Origin of the sequence: Reichenbachiella sp., assembly GCF_965223055.1 — a bacterium.
GTDB lineage: Bacteria > Bacteroidota > Bacteroidia > Cytophagales > Cyclobacteriaceae > Reichenbachiella.
On the sequence record NZ_CBDCVM010000005.1, the window covers coordinates 282,792 to 302,641 of the forward strand.

14 protein-coding genes are annotated in these 19,850 nt (G+C 40.2%); 7 read left to right on the forward strand and 7 right to left on the reverse strand.

Annotated features, from left to right (window positions below; all coding sequences use genetic code 11):
- Nucleotides 1–4 precede the first annotated feature (4 nt).
- Both ACOQO5_RS04230 and ACOQO5_RS04235 read left to right on the forward strand, forming a co-directional pair.
- The gene (locus ACOQO5_RS04230; protein WP_420580438.1) at nt 5–838 is read left to right on the forward strand and encodes a glycerophosphodiester phosphodiesterase family protein; all 834 of its coding nucleotides are present in this window, start codon (nt 5–7) and stop codon (nt 836–838) included.
- 41 nt (nt 839–879) lie between these two features.
- Nucleotides 880–1,824: a threonine ammonia-lyase gene (locus ACOQO5_RS04235; protein ID WP_420580439.1), complete on the forward strand. Its 945-nt coding sequence runs from the start codon at nt 880–882 to the stop codon at nt 1,822–1,824.
- 361 nt (nt 1,825–2,185) lie between these two features.
- Here the strand turns inward: ACOQO5_RS04235 and ACOQO5_RS04240 are convergent, their stop codons facing one another.
- From ACOQO5_RS04240 to ACOQO5_RS04250, 3 genes are all read right to left on the reverse strand, one after another.
- Nucleotides 2,186–2,956, reverse strand: a complete 771-nt coding sequence (locus ACOQO5_RS04240) for a S1/P1 nuclease (RefSeq protein ID WP_420580440.1) — start codon at nt 2,954–2,956, stop codon at nt 2,186–2,188.
- A 36-nt stretch (nt 2,957–2,992) separates the two neighbouring features.
- Nucleotides 2,993–3,301 (reverse strand): hypothetical protein, encoded by a 309-nt coding sequence (locus ACOQO5_RS04245; protein ID WP_420580441.1) that lies wholly within the window; start codon nt 3,299–3,301, stop codon nt 2,993–2,995.
- A 94-nt stretch (nt 3,302–3,395) separates the two neighbouring features.
- On the reverse strand, nt 3,396–4,298 hold the full coding sequence (locus ACOQO5_RS04250) for a hypothetical protein (protein ID WP_420580442.1): 903 nt from the start codon (nt 4,296–4,298) through the stop codon (nt 3,396–3,398).
- Between the two features lie 244 nt (nt 4,299–4,542).
- Here ACOQO5_RS04250 and ACOQO5_RS04255 point away from each other — a divergent pair, with 244 nt between their 5' ends.
- Both ACOQO5_RS04255 and ACOQO5_RS04260 read left to right on the forward strand, forming a co-directional pair.
- Nucleotides 4,543–6,462, forward strand: a complete 1,920-nt coding sequence (locus tag ACOQO5_RS04255) for a S9 family peptidase (protein ID WP_420580443.1) — start codon at nt 4,543–4,545, stop codon at nt 6,460–6,462.
- Between the two features lie 228 nt (nt 6,463–6,690).
- Nucleotides 6,691–9,960: an ELWxxDGT repeat protein gene (locus ACOQO5_RS04260; protein ID WP_420580444.1), complete on the forward strand. Its 3,270-nt coding sequence runs from the start codon at nt 6,691–6,693 to the stop codon at nt 9,958–9,960.
- Nucleotides 9,961–10,017: 57 nt separating this feature from the next.
- Here ACOQO5_RS04260 and ACOQO5_RS04265 read toward each other — a convergent pair whose 3' ends face one another.
- The 3 genes from ACOQO5_RS04265 to ACOQO5_RS04275 form a co-directional block, all read right to left on the reverse strand.
- Nucleotides 10,018–11,481 (reverse strand): M64 family metallopeptidase, encoded by a 1,464-nt coding sequence (locus tag ACOQO5_RS04265; protein WP_420580445.1) that lies wholly within the window; start codon nt 11,479–11,481, stop codon nt 10,018–10,020.
- Between the two features lie 220 nt (nt 11,482–11,701).
- Nucleotides 11,702–12,793: a hypothetical protein gene (locus ACOQO5_RS04270; protein ID WP_420580446.1), complete on the reverse strand. Its 1,092-nt coding sequence runs from the start codon at nt 12,791–12,793 to the stop codon at nt 11,702–11,704.
- Between the two features lie 49 nt (nt 12,794–12,842).
- Complete coding sequence (locus tag ACOQO5_RS04275) at nt 12,843–13,871, reverse strand: alpha/beta fold hydrolase (RefSeq protein WP_420580447.1); 1,029 nt, start codon at nt 13,869–13,871, stop codon at nt 12,843–12,845.
- A 521-nt stretch (nt 13,872–14,392) separates the two neighbouring features.
- On the opposite strand from ACOQO5_RS04275, the gene mfd reads away from it, so the two are divergent.
- From mfd to ACOQO5_RS04290, 3 genes are read left to right on the forward strand one after another with little or no spacing between them, the layout of a single operon-like run.
- The gene (mfd, locus tag ACOQO5_RS04280; RefSeq protein WP_420580448.1) at nt 14,393–17,752 is read left to right on the forward strand and encodes a transcription-repair coupling factor; all 3,360 of its coding nucleotides are present in this window, start codon (nt 14,393–14,395) and stop codon (nt 17,750–17,752) included.
- 41 nt (nt 17,753–17,793) lie between these two features.
- Complete coding sequence (locus ACOQO5_RS04285) at nt 17,794–18,402, forward strand: DUF2867 domain-containing protein (protein ID WP_420580449.1); 609 nt, start codon at nt 17,794–17,796, stop codon at nt 18,400–18,402.
- Nucleotides 18,403–18,448: 46 nt separating this feature from the next.
- Nucleotides 18,449–19,105 (forward strand): hypothetical protein, encoded by a 657-nt coding sequence (locus tag ACOQO5_RS04290; protein WP_420580450.1) that lies wholly within the window; start codon nt 18,449–18,451, stop codon nt 19,103–19,105.
- Between the two features lie 7 nt (nt 19,106–19,112).
- Here ACOQO5_RS04290 and ACOQO5_RS04295 read toward each other — a convergent pair whose 3' ends face one another.
- Nucleotides 19,113–19,832 carry a 3'-5' exonuclease gene (locus ACOQO5_RS04295; protein ID WP_420580451.1) on the reverse strand — a complete coding sequence of 240 codons (720 nt, stop codon included), beginning with the start codon at nt 19,830–19,832 and terminating at the stop codon, nt 19,113–19,115.
- Between the last annotated feature and the right edge of the window lie 18 nt (nt 19,833–19,850).

Below are 19,850 nucleotides of genomic sequence, written 5' to 3' on the forward strand. Positions count from 1 at the left end.
AAACATGAAATACGCCAACCTTGATATTCAGGGCCACCGTGGCGCACGAGGCCTTTTGCCGGAAAACACTATCCCCGCTTTTATCAAAGCATTGGAGCTAGGAGTGACCACCCTGGAGTTGGACTTGGCTGTGACCAAAGACAAGCAATTGCTCGTCAGTCACGACACTTTCATGTCTCATAAGTTTGCTACAACACCAGATGGAAACCACATTGAAAAAGAAGAGGAGTTGACGCATAACATTTATCAAATGAGTTATGATGAAGTAAAAACATATGATGTCGGCTCCAAATTTCAAAAACAATTTCCGGAACAGGAGTTAATGAAATTGCATAAGCCACTGTTCAAAGAAGTGGTAGACGCAGTGAATGATTATTTAGAGAAGAATAATTTACCAGCCGTCCGGTACAATATAGAGATCAAAAGCCATCCGGTGGGAGATTCTAGCTATCACCCGGCACCTGAAGAATATTCCAAACTGGTATACGACTTTATCACTACCGAGATGGATACCACCATGCTAAACGTGCAATCATTTGATTTTAGAATTCTAAAATTCTTTCATGAAAATTACCCTGAGATCAAATTAGCGATGTTAGTGGAAAACCCGCTTCCTATTAAGGAAAACCTCAACAACCTAGGTTTCACTCCGGAAATATACAGCTGCTATTACCATTTGCTTAATAAAGAAAAAGTAAAGTGGTTGCAGGATCAGGGTATGAAAGTTATACCATGGACGGTCAATGAAACAGAAGATATTAGAATGGTGCTAAGTTGGGAAGTTGATGGCATCATTTCAGACTACCCAAATCGCGTATTAGAAATTATTTCGGATTAACTTTGAAGCTTGCATAATCTTAAAGGGCGGATTTATTAACTATGGAAATACCAAGTCTTAGTGACATCAAACGTGCGCACACACGTATAACCAAATACATTGTACGAACTCCAATCATTACTTCTCAAACCATCAACGAAATGGTGGGAGGTGAGGTGTTTTTCAAATGTGAGAACTTCCAAAAAGTAGGTGCTTTCAAAATGCGTGGAGCTTCTAACATCATCATGTCTTATAGACCTGAGGATCGTGTCAATGGGTTTGTTACCCACTCCTCGGGTAACCATGCTCAGGCCGTAGCCTTGGCTTCCAAGGTAGCTGGAGCCAAAGCCTACATCGTGATGCCTGACAATGCTCCTCAGGTAAAAAAAGACGCGGTAAAAGAATATGGAGCAGAGATTACATTCTGTGAGCCAACGGAAGAGGCTCGTGTGGCGGCTTGCGCCAAAATCATGGAGGAGACCAACGCCATCCAGGTTCACCCATTTCACGACCCTAGAATCATTGCTGGTCAGGCCACTTGTGCGAAGGAGTTTATCGAAGAGCATCCGGATCTTGACTTTATGATATCACCAGTAGGTGGCGGTGGCTTGGCAGCGGGCTCGGCTTTGGCGCTAAGCTACATTAGTCCTACTACCAAAATGATCTTGGCAGAACCATCCAACGTGGATGATACCTATCGGTCATTTAAATCTGGAAAACTAGTAGGCGTGGATAACCCTGATTCAATTGCCGACGGACTGTTGGTATCTATTGGGAAACTCAACTTTGAAATCATCAAACAGCACGTAGCGGATGTATATCGTGTAGAGGAGCAAGAAATCGTGGATGCCATGCGACTCATCTGGGAAAGAATGAAAGTGATCATCGAGCCGTCGAGTGCAGTAGCTGTAGCAGCCATGCTCAAAAACAAAGAGCAGTTTGCAGGTAAGAAAACCGGGTTGATTATTACAGGTGGCAATGTGCAACTAGATGCTTTGCCTTTTTAAGGTACTTAGTCATTCCTACTTTCAGCCACTTGCCGCATTTATTGTGGCATCCCTCACCAATAGAGCAGCTGTTCATTCTAGCAGGTCGCGCTAACAGAGCATCAAATCACCCTAACCCCCTTTTTCTAAGGGGGAATTACTTGCTTTTACAGGTGAGCGAAAACTCCCTTTTGGAGAAGAGGGTTGGGGAGATTGATAGGTACTATCCATTCAGTCTTCGTCATCACCCGACACCGTCCGGTTGATCCATCTGTGGTTAGTAGGCTATTACGGATGAACTATGAGCCGCATGAGATAGCCCCGACAAGCAGGGCTATGACTTTACTCCGATGTTGGTTTTGTGACCAAAATCAAACATTTACTACCCATAAATTTCATTCAAGATTCCCGCCAGCCGGATACCAGCTTTGAGCAAACGCTCATTGACAATTGAGATGTTTTTGTAGTTGTATTCATACCTCAGTTTGCCGTCTTCCGGAATGTCATAAACACTTTTTCTATAGCCTATGGCCTCATCCACCCAAACCATAAGGCCTTCACTCTGCCACTGATTGATCTGATCATCCGAGGCATGATCGATCCAGTCGCAATACTCGGTGTAGCTCAGTTTCTGACTATCGATCAGGCCCGCATCCCATACACGATGCAGATTAAAGCTTTTGTCCCACATATAGTCTACTCTTACCTTGTTGCCGCCCATATCTTCGCCATTGCCAACATGCAACGGCTGGTGAATATCAGCTACCAGATGCACCAGATACTTTAGATTTTCCAACTCCGAATCATAGGTGAATTGTTTGCTTTTCAATTCGGCCATGATTCTGGTAATGGCCTGAATAGCATCACCCTCTTCCGGTACACCGGCCTCCTGATACGTTTTTCCCTCCGGAATGGTACAGTAGTGCCAGGGCGACATAAAATCATTGGTGCTGTCCGATCGGATAAAGTCCATGTAATTGCCCACCATACCCAAGTGTTCGTCTCCTAATAAAGCCGCGATGTTTTTCTTGGCTTTATTAGTCAAGTGGTCATAAGCGATTTGCCCAACTACACGGTGACCCGTTTGGCCCCATGAAAAGGCGAAAGAATAAGTGATAAAAATGAGCAGGAGTGATACCAGAGATTTTTTCATATCAGTAGTTGACTTCTTTGAAGTGTTAAGTTAATTCTAATCTTTCTTTAGTAAGACCTCCATTTTAGAAAAGTCCGACTTTGGGATTTTGATGACAATGTCAGAGTCGAAAGGATTGCTTCCCACATAGTCGAAATTACCCTGATTATGAACGCTGGGTTTTTCAAATGTACGCTCAAAAGGAATATTATGCTTTTGTAAAATCTCAATCAGCGCCTCGGCTTCTAATGGGTCTCGATATGTGCGGAAGGGAGTCATGGGATAACGACTGTCTATGTCACGTAGCGTTTTTGATTGATTTAATGTTTCGGACACAAAGTAGGGGAAATCTCTGATTTTCTCCATGATTTTTCCTGAAGCAACCAGAAGCCAAAAAAGCCTCGGACTGCTTAGAACCGCCATTGGGTTATTCATGGAAGACCATGTTGTAGACCGTGCTTTACGTTTGAATAAGGAATTTGATAATGTCTTCTATCTTATCAGTTGTCATTTCCTCTGCCTCTAAATAGTCTACACCCCGAGCATTGTAAGGAAGTTCATACTTATCCTTTATGACATATTTATAGTTCAAAAATAAATTGGTGTTGTTTTTTCCATCCTTTTGCGATTCGCTTACTTTGAGACGAAGCAGAGAATAACTATCCGTGTCTCTATCAAATGCAAGTTCAAAAATATTCTTCTGTTTAAAGTAGTAGATGAAAGCAGAATATCTAAATACATTAAGAGAGGTACTGTCTAATTGCGCCTTAAACTCATCCATCTTTTTGAGAAAATAGAGATCGCTTGGCCTAAGAATATATTCTCCTTGTTCGTCAAAAAATTCGTTGTATATCTTCTGATTGTTAACATAGTTTGGCGATAGGTTCCATTGTCTTTTGAGTAGATCATAAAACTCTATTCCTTTGTTAGGGTCTGACATGACGGAAGTAAAAATGGCCCCATTTTTAGATAATCTTCGTTCATTGAACTTTTCGTTAAATTCTACTCCTTCATTTAATGAAATGTAAATCGAGGATTTACTATCATTTAATTCGATGCTTATTACGTCATTTAGAGACACAGTTTTGTTAATAATACTTTCGCCAACCACCGAGTAGTCAACTATTCGATCAGAAGTAAGAATTGTCGCCTTTTCTATTGCTAAAGATCCGGAGTATTTATCTGTGTTAATTCTCCAATAGGCAAGTACGATCTCGCCCTTTTCTATAATTCCTTTGCTTACATAAGATTTAACGACTTTCTTGTCAATGTTTTTTTTAAATCTGTATTCAGCGTTATTCATCTGCGCAAACAAATGCGTGCTCAAAAAGCAAAAGGACATGCCAAAAATTAGTTTATTCATTATTTTCATAGAGACTCCACGATGGTGTACAACATTTATGTAAATACTATGCACTTTATCTGCACTATATTTTTACATACAATAAAAAAATTCTCAAAAGGGCTGCTGACCGGTTGGCTGCTACACGACCGATGGAACGATAATATTACATAAATAATTAGAGGAATAAATACCGTTAGGCTAGAACTTTCTTTAGCAAGACATAAATGCTTATCTTATTGGCTTAAACGAACAACAATCTATCATGAACTTCACCAAGACCCTTCAGGCATTTATTGGCCTGAGCCTTATCGCGTTCAGCTGTAAGCAAACGCCACAAGAACAACCACCGCAGCAATACACCATCGAGCAATTCATGGATGTGAAAGAAATCTACGGCGGATATTTTTCACCAGATGAAAGCAAAGTCCTGCTTGGCAGCAAAGAATCTGGTGTGTACAATGCATTTGAAATTTCACTTGAAACAGGTGAGAAAAAGCAACTGACTCAAGCTACTGATGACGGTGTTTTCCCTATGTCGTATTTTCCTAATGACGATCGTTTTCTTTTTGCCTCTGACAAAGGAGGAAATGAAATCACGCATGTCTATGTGAATCAATTGGATGGAATGGCGAAAGACCTGACACCAGACTCTGCGGCTAAAGCCAACTTCTATGGCTGGAACTATGACCGAACAAAAATGTTCTTGACCTCTAACAAAAGAGACCAAAGATTTTTCGACTTGTATTGGATCAAGCTGGATGATATCGGGAATGAAAGTAAGCTGTACGAAACACAGCTATTTTATCAGAATGACAAAGGACTCAATCCAAGTATCATTTCGAATGATGAGAAGTTTATCGCACTGCATGAGTCTATCACGACCAACAATTCAAACATGTACCTGTACAGCGTTGAAACTGGTGAAACAAAACTCATCAGCGAACATGAAGGCGACGCTGACTACAGCCCAGAGTTTTTTAGCCTGGATGGCACAGAACTCTTCTATTTGACCAATGAAGATTATGAATTTATGTACTTAAAAGCTTATAATCTTATGACTGGTGAAAGCCGGGTAGTAGAAAAAGAAGACTGGGATATCTATTATTCCTATTTATCTCGTACTGGCAAATACCGCGTATCCGTCATCAACAACGATGCAAAAACTGAGGTTAAATTTTTTGATGGCCAAACAGGAGAGTCATTACAGATTTCAGGATTGCCCGAAGGCGATATTTCTGGCGTGAAAATTTCAGAAAGTGAAAACCTGATGAGTTTCTACATGACCAATTCCAGTACGCCAAGAAATTTGTATGTGTATGACTTCCGTACAAGTGAATACAAAAAACTCACGGATACCATGAGCAAAGAAATCAATCCGGATGATTTAGTTGCCGGAGAAGTGATCCGATTTTCCTCTTTTGATGGCATGCAAATACCTTCGATTTTATACAAACCCAAAGGATTGAAGCCTGGAGAAAAAGTACCTGCTATGTTGATGATTCATGGTGGCCCTGGTGGTCAGACCCGATTAAACTATACGCCAAGGCTTCAATATTTTGTAAATCATGGTTACGCTGTCCTGGCGGTGAATAATCGGGGGAGTTCCGGGTACGGCAAAACATTCTATGCGGCTGACGATTTGAGACATGGACAGGATGATTTACAAGATTGTATAGAGTCGAAGAAATTTTTGGCTACACTAGACTATATAGACACTGATAAGATTGGGATCATGGGAGGAAGCTATGGCGGATATATGGTGATGGCCGCACTGGCCTTTGCACCTGAAGAGTTTGCTGTTGGTGTCAATTATTTCGGCGTGACCAACTGGTTGAGAACCATCAGGTCTATCCCGCCGTGGTGGGAGTCTTTCAGAGAAGCATTATATACGGAAATGGGAAACCCTAATACTGAAGATTCGGTAGCACTATATAACAAATCTCCATTGTTTTTTGCTCATCAAATTACAAAGCCATTTATCGTATTGCAAGGAGCTAATGACCCTCGAGTACTCCAGGTAGAATCGGACGAGATGATAGAAGAAGCCAGAAAAAATAATGTGCCTGTAGAATATGTACTCTTCGATGACGAAGGACATGGCTTCAAAAAGAAGGAAAATAATATTACGGCCTCAAAAGAAGTGCTGAAATTCTTAGATAAACATTTGAAAGAGGTGAAGTAAGTATTTCTTATTTCAACCACCGGCAGTCTGACAAACCATAGAAATCTTAATGTCACAGCTAGTTGCATTAAGATTTCTCTCTTCTCCTTCTTTCGGTTAGCTCGTTCAAAATGACAAAGGGTTTAGATTGCAACTTTAATGCATGTGCTCTGGATTATTAGAGCCATATAATATTCTCCTAAAAAGGAATAAAAAGTATATACTTTTACAGAAACATTACTTTCTCATATGCACAAGATTTTTGGGACAATAGTTGTCCTTATTTTACCACACCTTCTTTATTCACAAGTCCAGCTCGTTAAAGATATTAATACAGATCCAGCATCAGTCCTGGAGGACAATCACTATAACGACATATTTTATGAGTGCGGAGATTATTTATATTTTGCAATTGATAATGAATTAGGGAAAGAATTATGGAAAACAGATGGAACTTCTGATGGTACGACCTTAGTTCTTGACTTGAATAAAGGTCATAACGATGGCATAGTAGAATCCTTTGTCTGTCTTGATAACATCCTGTACTTTCTTGGTAGAGATGGAAAAGAGCAAAACCAATACCTTTGGGATCTATGGTCAACAGATGGTACGGCCGCTAGTACTCATTTGATTAAAAAATTGGACAACGACCTCACTTCTTTAATAACTGACAATAGCAAAATTTTTGGAACTAGGCGCACAACAAGTAACACCCTGGAACTCTGGTCAAGTGACGGATCCGAAGATGGTACTCTAGTATTTGCTACAATTTCAAATGGTGATTCTTACATACAGGCATATGAAGGATTAGCAGTCAATTCGCACCTGTTTTATGTGATTGGTACATACGTGGAAGACCAATTTATCTTTCAATTGTGGACAAGTGATGGTACTCAAGAAGGGACCTTAAAATTACTCGAGAGTGATAATTATATTAACTATTTGATTGAGTTTGATGGTAAATTACATTTTGTAACGAATAACGAATCAAATTATCAACTCAGAATAAGTGATGGAACGCTTGAGGGCACACAGTTAGTAACAGAAATGACTGGTCATGTACAGTCTTTCATTCCATTTGGTGATCAATTGGTATTTACTTCTGGAGGTAGTCACTGGATTACTGATGGAACTGAATCAGGTACTGTTATTTTAGGTACCGGATATATCGATGCAGGCGTTGAATTAGGAGGTCTTTTTTATGGAATTGGCATTAAAAACAGCCCCCGTTCCAGTTTCCTAATGTCTACTGATGGAACGGCATTGAATACAGAGACAATCGCTGATTTCGAAGGAACTGTAAGTATTTACCATGATATTCCTACTCTCAATGATCAAATGGTTTTCCCCATTTATAGCGACTCTTATGGTGAAGAATTAGGAATAAGTGACGGTACTGAAGTAGGCACCATCATGTTAAAAGATATCTATGTTGGTTCTGAATCATCAATTCCAAGGTCCTGGGCAAATTACAAAGGAAAGGTTCTTTTTCTTGCCAAGGACGAAACTCATGGAACAGAACTGTGGTCCACTGATGGTACTACCGAAGGAACCACTTTAGTTAAGGATATTCTCCCCGGAACAAAAAGTATTAATGCATTTGATTCCAAATTGCACATTCAAGAAATAAACAATAAAGTTGCTTTTTATGGAGGATCAATCAATGAAAGTTCGATTTATGAAAGTGACGGCTCAATTGAAGGTACAAATGAAGTTGAAGAGTTTTCGAGAAGTATTTATTTTATTGGGAAATTGAATAATCGTTTGATATACTTTATTGGCCAAAGGTTTTATGAATTCTCTTCAACTGGCCTCTCCAAGATAGATGATTATAGTTCCGATATTTCTGGGTTAGGTTTAGTTCAAAATAATGCACGCGTCGCAGGAGACAAGATGTATTTCATGTTGGGTGTGACTAGTGGTACCAATGTCTATGGATATGAATGTTGGGTTACGGATGGGACTGTAGGCAGCACAAAAATATTAAAAGATATCAATGTGGGTTCAGGCAGCGCAATAGAGTCATTTGATGGAGGGGCTATCAATGGTCAATTCATATTTTCAGCAAATGATGGGTCTATTGGGAATGAAATTTGGATCACAGATGGCACAGAAGAAAACACCAAAATTTTGAAGGACATTAATTCAGGTTCTGAGTCATCATATCCCTACTCATATGAACCTTTTGGGTCAGAGCTATTGTTTGTTGCTGATGACGGCATTCATGGTCGAGAATTATGGAAAACGGATGGCACTACTTCGGGCACAGTGTTAGTCTCTGATATTATAGAGTCCAGTGAAGGATCTAATCCACGGTTTCTTACTTCTTTTAAACAAGAAATCTTTTTCTCAGCATTTGATGCCAGTGTAGGCTGGTCCTTGTGGAAAACCAATGGTACTGAAGACGGAACAACATTAGTAGTGGATATAAATTCGGAGAACGAAGATGCAGACCTGAGTTTCACTAACCTATTCGTCGCAGGTGATAACTTATACTTTTCTGTGGATGATGGAATACATGGAAACGAGTTGTGGGTTTCAGATGGGACATCCGAAGGAACACAAATACTTGAGATTTCAGAAGGAACGACAAGTTCCTTTCCAGATTTACTCACTGAGGTGGGAGGTTTTTTGTATTTCAAAGCAAACAATCAGATTTGGAGAACAGATGGTTCAGATACTGGTACTACACTGGTTGCCGATTATGATCCACTCGAATTAGTCTATTTGGACGGGTGGATTTACTTTTCAGCCAACTCCAAAGCATATGGTGTTGAATTGTTTAAAGTTCCATTTACAAAGTTGGATCAAATTGTATCTTTTGATCCTATTCCTGTGAAAAGATTTGGTGATGAAGATTTTGCCCTAAACGCTGTATCTGATTCTGGATTAGATATTCAATTTTATACAAACAGTGATAATGTTGAAATCGATGAAAATGTAGCTAGAATAGTTAGTTATGGAAGCACCACCATTTATGCTGAGCAACAAGGAAATGAATTTTACAACGGTGCCCAAGTTGAACAAACGTTCTGTATCAACCCCAGTGATCCTGTGATTTCCATTAAAGAAAGTAACACAACTGCGACAATTTTGGTGTCTAGTAATGATAAAGGCAATCAGTGGTATCTGAATGGTGAATCGCTAGAAAATGGCACAGAGTCATCATTTTATGCCTACGAATCTGGAGACTATTATGTAAGTACAGTATCTGAAGATTGTCTCACAGCTACTAGTGATGAAGTTTCAATTCTAGTAACAGCCGTCAGCACTTCACCAAGTGTAGATATTCTTGTTTATCCCAACCCCACCTCAGACTATATTCAATTTCAAACTGAACAACTTAACTTCCCTTTTTCAGTGGAGATTGTAAATATCCACGGTCAAGTAATGGATAACATTACAATATCGAACAACTTCTGGACACATTCCGTGAAGAACTATCCCAAAGGGTTGTATTTCATAAACATTGCAGGAAACGATAATGAGTTTAATTATTATAAATTATTAAAGAACTAATTCAATTGATTTCTATTTAAATTAATCAAAAGTTATTCTAAGGTGCCATAAACAAAATCACCTCGCATAAGACTCTATCACATCAATCATAGCCTCCTGACAAACCGGGCAAAAGTAATCAGTACGGGTAAACATGATACAATTTGGCGACGAACGATAAATACCTTCAGAAGCATAGCCAGCTCCTTCAAAAGCACCTATTTTTTTCGAAAAATCTGCGTTTTCTAAAAAGTCCTGTACTCGAGCATCTTCAGCCGTTACCTTTTCATCATACAATTGCTCAGCCGCAGCAATGGCCTCGGCCGATGCTTGTGCTTTTTTCAAAGCTGCGATACTGTCGTTCAGCATGCGACGCTCGGCTTGCCACTTCAAGCTGGTACTGTCATAAAAAGCTTTGTTCCAAGACGTAGGTAATTCGATGCCTTCAGATAACAAATGTTTCCATTTAACATTTTCCGGATCGAGTAGCGCCGTGATGTTTGGTTCGGCAGGTTCATAACCCTGCGGATAAAAATCATTGTAAGCTGAAGAAGAGGTGTAATACTCATCCGCCAACCCGAAAAACGAGTGTCCAAACTCATGCACCATCAGGTATTCACTAAAGATATTGTCTGAGGTATAGGTACAGTAAAAATTGTAAATACCGCCTCCGCCATATCGGCTATGATTCACCATAATATACAAGGCATCGTACGGCGCATGCCCGGCAATATCCCTTAGAGCTTTGTTGTCTTCAGTCAGCAAGTACCTCTCCGATCCCATGGAATTGAACGTGGCGCTTACGGCAGTATTCTTATCTATACCTGCGCGCGGTTCATCTATGCCACTATCTTCAGATGGCTTCAATACACCTCTAATATTAAACCGGTCTTTATACGACTTACACGGCTCAGCTTTGAAAAATACATCGGTAAATCTTTTCAGGTCTTCCTGAAATTTTTGATTGTCATCCGTAGAATAACCTTCGCCTACAATCAAGATATCAGCCTTCACATGCGGGTCGCCATTATCCAGGCTAGCGTACACATTTACCGTTTCATCTTTTGTACCCGCCACTGCTTGAGCCAAATCAATGTCGGTTCGGAACACTTCGTTGAGACTTCCACTCTTGTCTCGTTTTTGCAAAGTAAAAACAACCGACTTAATCGGTTGAGGTATAATGGCAGATTCGTGAAACTGCTTCACTTCGCCATTAATAGCTGGTGTACTGGTTTGATATTCTTTGAAATAACTATCGAACCCCTTGGAGTAAATCAATTCACCTGAGGCTTTGTCATAGACCTTGTAATAGTAGGCTCCGTAATTGAGTGAATCAACCAAATTGACGATACTGCCAGCCCAACCGTCGTACGAGTACAACTGATCTATTTCCACACTTTCAGACTTGGCATCTCCTGTATGGAAATAATCGATACGAAGAGTTTGATCGTTAAAATAAGTATCAAAAGGAGTTTTTGATTTTTGTTCACAACCAATGAGGCACAAAGCTGTCATGGCACTCAAGAAAAGTTTTTTCATCATTTTGTAAGGTTTAAAGAAGGGTAAATTAATGGAAATGATTGAATGGTGATTCTAGATTGCTCTATATCATAGCAGAATCAATTTCTTAAATTAAGGTGTCATTTCGACCAGAAGGGAGAAATCTCACTAACATTATGACCACAATTATTGGAATTTAGGATTTCTAGTTACTCTCGAAATGACAAGAAGAATACGAATCCTGTGATTTGCTTAATGAGGTCTAAAGAGATTGGAGCCAAGTTGTCATTTTTTCAAACAGACTCCATTTATCGGCAATCATCAAAAATATTGGGAAAATTATTGAGACAAACACAGCCGAAAGACTCTTCAGGTCAAAAGGCCATGTGTTTTTACTCTCCAAGATATTTTCCAATTCCTGAAGTGAACGAAGTCGAGCCAAATTTCTTTCACTTGCTCTAATATGAAAATCAGAATGTGCTTTTTTCAGCTTCTTGCCAATTTTATCAAGTTCCATTTCCTTTTCTTTTACCAACAATCGGTGAATATTATCTATGGGCCAAAAAATATAAACTATGATGATAAGTGAAAAGAATCCATACCAAGCCATATGTTCAGAGTACCAACTCCAATCTCCGACTACTTTGGCGACAATTCCGAGACTCAGCGGCATGAGCACAAGTATTGCTGTTTTAAGATGAACATCACCAATCGTGTTTGCCACATTCGACTTTGAAATGATTAGAGCCTTAATTTTCGAGTTTTCGCTCAGGCTACTTATAAAAGCTGCAAACCAAAAGAGACTATATGCCCCTGCACCAGCAAAAAACATGTTTGCAAACTCAAAAACAGCAAAAATAATCCTAGCCTCCTGTGTAACAAATGGAGTTCCCAAATAGTAGTCACCTGCGGCTGCTACTACTCCAGACAAAGCCCCACATATTATCATATTTCTGTTTCTGAAGATTTTCTGATGCTTGAGAAAAATTTCATGTTCTGCTTTCTTCGAAACATTAGGAATCAATTTTAAAAATTCATTATAATGGGTGTCGATTAATTTGTAAACCCATACGAGACCCGCCCATGAAAACATCATCTGTATACAAAAAAGAGCAAAAGAAACCAGATAAATTTCTTCCTCGCCCAGGGCTAACCATAAAATTTGAATAATAAAAAAAATAAGGGTGCATACGATAAAAACATTAGCCGTATAATGAAGTCGAGAAAAAGTAGCCCAGTAGGCTTGAAATGGTTTAATGGCATCTGGATGCCTTTCTGAAAATGATTTACTTGACTGATCCCTCGGTTTCTCTTCGCCATCAGGTACTTCGTCTTGCCATTCTTGACAGAACATACATTTTCTTGCCTTAATTAGTATTTGGTTGCAGCAATATTCGCATTCTTTAGTTTCGGGTTCCATGGTTTTGATTGGTTAAAAATTGTCGTGTTTTCTCTACAACCTTCCGGTTAATGAGCAATTGGTCATATAAATTTAGGTCTAAACTTCTTCTTTTTTTCAGCAAATGACCAAGTCCCTGATGGCAATAGATAACGATACTATCATCTATCAAATAGTTATTTTCCAATTCATTGATTCTAAAAGTAGGTTTTAATACCCAATCCATGCTGCCATATTGAATACATAGTTCTTTGTCTTGTAAGGCCGATTTTAATTTGTCTTGGAAATGGTTATCCAAATAATGGAATAACTCAAAGATGGTTTTGTAATGTGCGATGTAGTTGAAAAAACGGTGATGATCGGAAAATGTGAGAGCAAAAAACTGAGGCTTTTTACTTTTTTTGAAACTGGGTCTAGTTTGCGACTTGGACAAAAACCATCCCATAACCTTAAGCGGAAAATTGATAAAAACATTAAGGAAAACACGAATTACAAAGGTGTTTAATGAAGCCAAAATTTTAGCCCAAAATTTTGGAAACGCAACGCCAAGGGAATCTGGAGGTGAAAACAATACAACTTTTTTTATCTTCTTTTGCTCATTTCTTAACTCACAAAACTTAGCCATAGACAAGGCATGACCCAAGTTTTCTTTATCCATTTTTTTCTGCTGTATTAGCTTACTCACCCCTTCTTCTGCGAGAATGTTATAATGGGTAAGGTGGGACAATACTGCCAAAGCTCCAGCACTGTGGCCCATAAGGTCAATGTGGTGGACAGTATCATCAATTTTTAAGTTGATAAATTCATCAAGATTGGCACTCATCTGTCCAAATAGCCAAGCTCCTTTAGACCCTTGTTCGGGAAGGTCTAGAACAAAAATTTGACCATAAACTGATCTAAATTCTTCCAGAAAAGTCACATAGTTCTCTTTAAAAGCACCTGTTCCTGGTAAAAACAAAAGTGCTTTTGACTGGTTTCCAATTCCAGCTATTGATAAATAACCTATTCCTTTGATCCTTTTGGGCTTTACCATTGCTTAAAATAATGAAATTTTGTAAAGCATGCTAAAGACAATTTGTGATAAAAACCATTACATGGTATGCTAAAGAATAGATAAGATTACAAAAAAATAGCGCGCCCCGAAGAGAGACGCGCCATAATCACCAACCTAACCTTAAACAATGAATCGCGAGTGCGCGATCATGAATAGATTTATACTCTGCCTATGTAAATGGAATTGGGTCAGAAATAGTTCCCGGCTTTCTAAATAATTCGCGAACCTGTTCTGCGATCTGTCTGAAGAAACTACGGTGGTCTCCGAAACAGATGCCGGAATAGGTCCGGCAAGTGCTGATATCTAAGCATCTGCATCCTCTAGCTGATTCCCAAAGCCTAAGTCGAGGTACGACTGCTCTTCACAATTTGAAGTGTTGAAAATTGCTAGCACCCCCTAACTTAAATAAGTCGTACCTCGACTCATTATTAAAGAGGTTACTTGAAGTAACCTCTTTAATCTTTGGCTTTTGACTTACTTTTGTGGCTTAATATCCAGGTGTGAATCAAAGAGAATTACTTTCCCTATATAAATCTCAAGCAACTATTCAGGCTTTAGCGGAAGCTGTGAAGCCCAACGAGAATAAGATCATTAATTTGAAAGGGCTTGTCGGTAGTCTCGATGCCATCACGGCAGCAGCCACCTACCAACTCAATCACCAGAACCACATCTTCATCCTCCACGAAAAAGAAGAGGCCGCTTACTTCTACAACGACTTGCAAAACTTATTGGGCGACAAGGAAGTCTTGCTTTTTCCGTCATCCTACAAGCGTGCCTACGAATTTGAGGAAACGGAAAACGCGAACATCTTGATGCGTGCTGAGATTCTCAACCGGATCAACAACAAATCGTCGGCTGGTGAACTCATCGTCACATACCCTGAGGCCCTCACCGAAAAGGTGATCAACAAAAAATCTTTAGTTCAAAACACATTTACGGCCAAAGTCGGTGAGCAAGTAGATAGCGACTTCCTCACAGAGCTATTGCTCAACTATGGATTCGTGCAAGATGATTTTGTTTACGAGCCTGGTCAGTTTGCTGTCCGCGGGGGAATTGTAGATATTTATTCGTACGCAGGAGAGTTGCCTTATCGGATCGAATTGTTCGGCGATGAGATTGAAAGCATACGGACCTTTGACCCAGAGAGTCAATTGTCGAAAGACAATTTGAAAACGATCAACATCATCCCGAACATTCAAACCAAGTTGCTGGAAGAAACACGCCAATCATTTCTGGATTACGTACCCAACAATTCCAAAATCTGGGTAAAGGACTATCAAAACACCATGGACGTGCTGGATAAGTCTTTCGCGAAAGCGAAGGAAAGTTTTGACGCTATCCTAGAGGCCAGCGGTGGTGCCAGTCTGGCCATGGATCCCAACGAACTGTTTGAAACCAGTGAATCATTCGCATCAGCCATAGAGGATTATGTAAAGATTGAATTTGGCAATCGGTTCTATCTAAATCAAGCTGAGGCATTTAGTTTTGATGCCAGCCCGCAGCCTTCGTTTAATAAAAACTTCGACCTGATCGCCGAAAGCCTGGAGACCTATCAGGAAAAGCAATATGCTACGCTGATTGCTTCGGAGTCAGAAAAACCGATCGAGCAGCTGACCTCGATTTTTGAAGAAATCAACCCGTTTATCAAGTTCGACTCGCTGATCCTGGGGTTAAGAGAAGGATTCGTAGACAATCAAGCGCAAGTAACCTGCTACACTGACCACCAGCTCTTCGAACGATTCCATAGATACAAGGTCCGAAAGAAGCACTCCAAGTCGAAAGCACTTACGCTAAAAGAACTTCGTACTTTGAACCCAGGGGACTACGTGGTACACATCGATCATGGGATTGGACGATTCGCCGGGCTCGACATGGTGGATGTGAATGGGAACAAACAGGAGGCTGTACGGCTGGTCTATCGCGACGACGATTTGCTGTACATAAGTATTCACTCCCTACACAAGATTTCTAAGTATAGCGGCAAGGAAACAGGACCTCCGCAAGTAAGTAAACTCGGTTCTCCCGAGTGGGAAAACAAAAAGAAGAAGGTCAGCCGAAAGGTCAAAGACATTGCCAAGGAGCTGATTGCACTTTATGCAAAAAGAAAGGCAGCTCCAGGATTCAGTTTTGGAGAAGACGGCTATTTACAGGCTGAATTAGAAACATCCTTTATCTATGAAGACACACCGGATCAGGCTAAAGCTTCTGAAGATGTAAAAGTCGATATGCAGAAAGCACATCCAATGGATCGTCTCGTTTGTGGAGATGTCGGGTTTGGAAAAACTGAAGTCGCCATTCGTGCGGCCTTCAAAGCTGCCGTTCATGGCAAGCAAGCGGCCGTACTGGTGCCCACCACCATTTTGGCTATGCAGCATTACCATACCTTCTATGAGCGGTTGGCCAATTTCCCGGTAACGGTAGAATACATCAATCGATTCCGCACAACCAAAGAAATTAAAGACATTCTAGCCAGAGTAAAAGAAGGCAAAGTCGACATACTGATAGGTACCCACAGAATCGTAAACAAGGATGTGGACTTCAAAGACCTCGGCCTTTTGATCATAGACGAAGAGCAGAAGTTTGGTGTAAAAATCAAAGACAAGCTCAAAGAAATCAAAGTGAACGTCGACACCTTGACGCTAACCGCGACTCCAATCCCAAGAACGCTGCACTTTTCGCTGATGGGTGCTCGTGACCTGAGTGTGATTTCTACGCCTCCACCCAACCGCCAACCGGTGACCACAGAGATTCATGTCTTTAGCGAAACGATGACACGAGATGCGGTCAGCTATGAACTAAGACGTGGTGGTCAGGTTTTCTTCGTGCACAACAAAGTAAGCGACATCGAAAGTGTGGCCAACCTCATCCACCGTTTGGTTCCGGACGCCAGGGTAGGTTATGCTCATGGTCAGATGGAGGGGCCTAAGCTCGAGAAAACCATGCTCAAGTTTATCGAAGGTGAATACGATGTGCTAGTCTCTACCAACATTATTGAAAGTGGTTTGGACATACCCAATGCCAATACCATCATTATCAACAATGCACAAAATTTCGGGCTGTCCGACCTTCACCAGATGCGCGGCCGCGTAGGCAGATCCAACAAAAAGGCTTTTTGTTATCTGATCACGCCACCTACTTCTCACTTATCTTCGGATTCGAGAAAGCGACTCAGTGCACTTGAAGAGTTTTCTGATTTAGGTGATGGATTCAAAGTAGCGATGCGTGATCTGGATATCCGAGGTGCTGGAAATTTACTTGGTGGAGAACAAAGTGGATTTATATCTGACATTGGTTTTGATATGTACCACAAGATTCTGGATGAAGCAGTCAATGACTTAAAGGAAAACGAATTTAAAGATTTGTTTGAAGATCAAGCTGTGGATGTAAAGGCATTGGTTTCTGATTGCATTATAGAAACTGACCTTGAAATTCTCATTCCCGAGGATTATGTGAAAAACATTACCGAAAGGCTAAGTATCTATACCCAAATCGATAACATTAAGACCGAAGCGGAGTTAAATATTTTCAAACAATCTATTCTTGATCGGTTCGGTAAAATTCCAGAGTCGGTCATCGACTTATTTAAAACCGTAAAGCTGCGCTGGTTATCTATTGATTTGGGCTTTGAAAAGCTCGTGTTGAAAAATGGTCGCATGCGGTGCTACTTTCCTCCTAAAGACAATGATGCCTATTACCAATCACCCGCTTTTGGTCATATTATAGGTTACGTACAACAACATCCAAAAGCCTATCAACTGAAAGAAATCAAGGACAAATTGATGTTAGTCATGGCTGATATCGAAACGATAGATAAGGCTGTGGAGCAGTTGGATAATATTTGGGTGAGCTTGAGAAAATAAGGAGTGAACGGGTGATCGCTCCGAATTGGTTTTCGTTAAATATGAAAAACCAATTAGACAATATGAAACCTACTATAAACTCTCACCTAGCCCAACCTTGGCTAGCCCATGAAATTGTTAGTGGATTTAGAATAGAAGACATCTGGCATCTTCCCATCGACATCAAACCTAACACACCGATCAAGAACATTCTGGACACTTTCGTGGAAGCTATCAATCAGATAGGAACCAAAGGTTTCGCCGGATGGCTTTTTAAATTCAGAAACTGGCTAGGCCGGCTGTTTCATTGGGAAGACCAAAGTATTGAAACGCAAGATTTAGCACCAGGGGTATTGAAGAAACGTTACGCAACCCAAACCCAAACCACTGTAGATGAACTTCCTAAAGGAGGCTTTGGCCATTTCGATCTGGTCTATGCGTTAGACCAAGAAGTAATGCTAGAAATAGAAAACAAAACGGTTCAAGCAGCCATTCATTTGGCTAAAGTGGTAGATGATCAAGAAGCCAACGCACAAATGACCATTTATGTAAAACCGAATGGCATATTTGGCCAAATCTACATGCTATTGATAAAACCTTTCAGACACTGGATTGTTTATCCTGCTTTGCTGAGGATGTTGGCTAATCAATGGAATAGTAAATACGCCTAACTTCCTTCTTCTTGCATTTAAGGATTAAAACCAATCAATCCTCTAGATGCTCAAAATTCTGATCTTATTATTGGCGATATGCTTGTTTCAGGTCTGCGCAGTTGCTCAAAATGTTTCTGCTACCTTATCGGGTCAGGTGAGAGATAAGCAAACCAGTTCTTCAGTACCTTTTACCCATATAGTTGGAAACGAAAGGCAAAGCATTGCTAACTCCAATGGGGAGTTTTCAATTCAGGTCAGTATAGGAGACACGCTTACTTTTTCTCATATCAACTTCGACCGTTACAGCATTCTTATTTCTGATATTCCTGAAAAGGACATCATAATCTTTCTAAATAGAAAGGAGAATTTGATGAAAGAAATTGTGATTCGTGATTATCTACCTGAGGCAGAGTTCAAACAAGAAATAGTCGAACATGAAGTAAAGTATACCGAAGCAGAAGCCAATGCGATTCAGAATGTTGAGTTTTCAACTTTGTTGTATAAAAAAGGATACGTGCCAGAGATGAATAGTCTCGATAATTTTAAGAATTATCTAAAAGAACCTCAAGGAGTCACTTTGTTTTCGTCAGACCCTTCGAAAGGATTGCTCAAGAGTATAAAACGCTTGAGTCAACAAAGCAGAACCAATAGACCATTCATGCTCAGACTAAACAAAATTGATACGGCTTCAATAGATGAGATTAGAATTCCCAAAGACTAGAGTAAGCTTATTCCACAAACTGAATGCGCTCCTCATCTATTAACTCTATGCCCTGGATTTTTAAGTAAACCTGAGCGGTAGCCAATACATCTCGATTGCAGTATTCTGCAATTCGTTCCAGACCTTCTTCGTGATAATACACGCGGTTTACATCGCTACCGTCTATATCATCTTTGGGAGAAGGAATATTAAAAACTTCCGTGAGTAACGCTAAAGATGTGAAGTTTTTATAGTCGCCAAACTTCCACATCTCCATGGTGTCCATGTGCTTGATTTCCCATGGCTTTTTTCCTGAGAGCTGTAAGTAAGGAGGCAGGGCTATTCCATTGATCAACATACGCCGACAGATGTAGGGAAAATCGAATTCTTTGGCATTGTGACCGCAAAGCAGGATTTTATCTTCATCCATTTTGTCGTGCAAGAGCGCAACAAACGCTTCCAACAATTCCTTTTCATCATCGGACCGAATGGCTTTTATTCGGATATTCAACAGGTCTTCTTTGTCGTGATAAAGTATGCCCACAGAAATGCAGATAATTTTGCCAAATTCAGAATAGATAGCTGCCTTATCGAAGTATAGTTTGTCAAGAGGTGTTTCTTCATCTCTCCTCAGAAAAGTGCTTTTCTTTTCCCATAATTCCTGCATGGCAGGCTCTAACGTTTCGAAGGAAGGAGATCCCGAAACGGTCTCAATGTCAAGAAAGACTAGGTTTTTTAGGTTATTCATAAGAGGTTGGTATATACA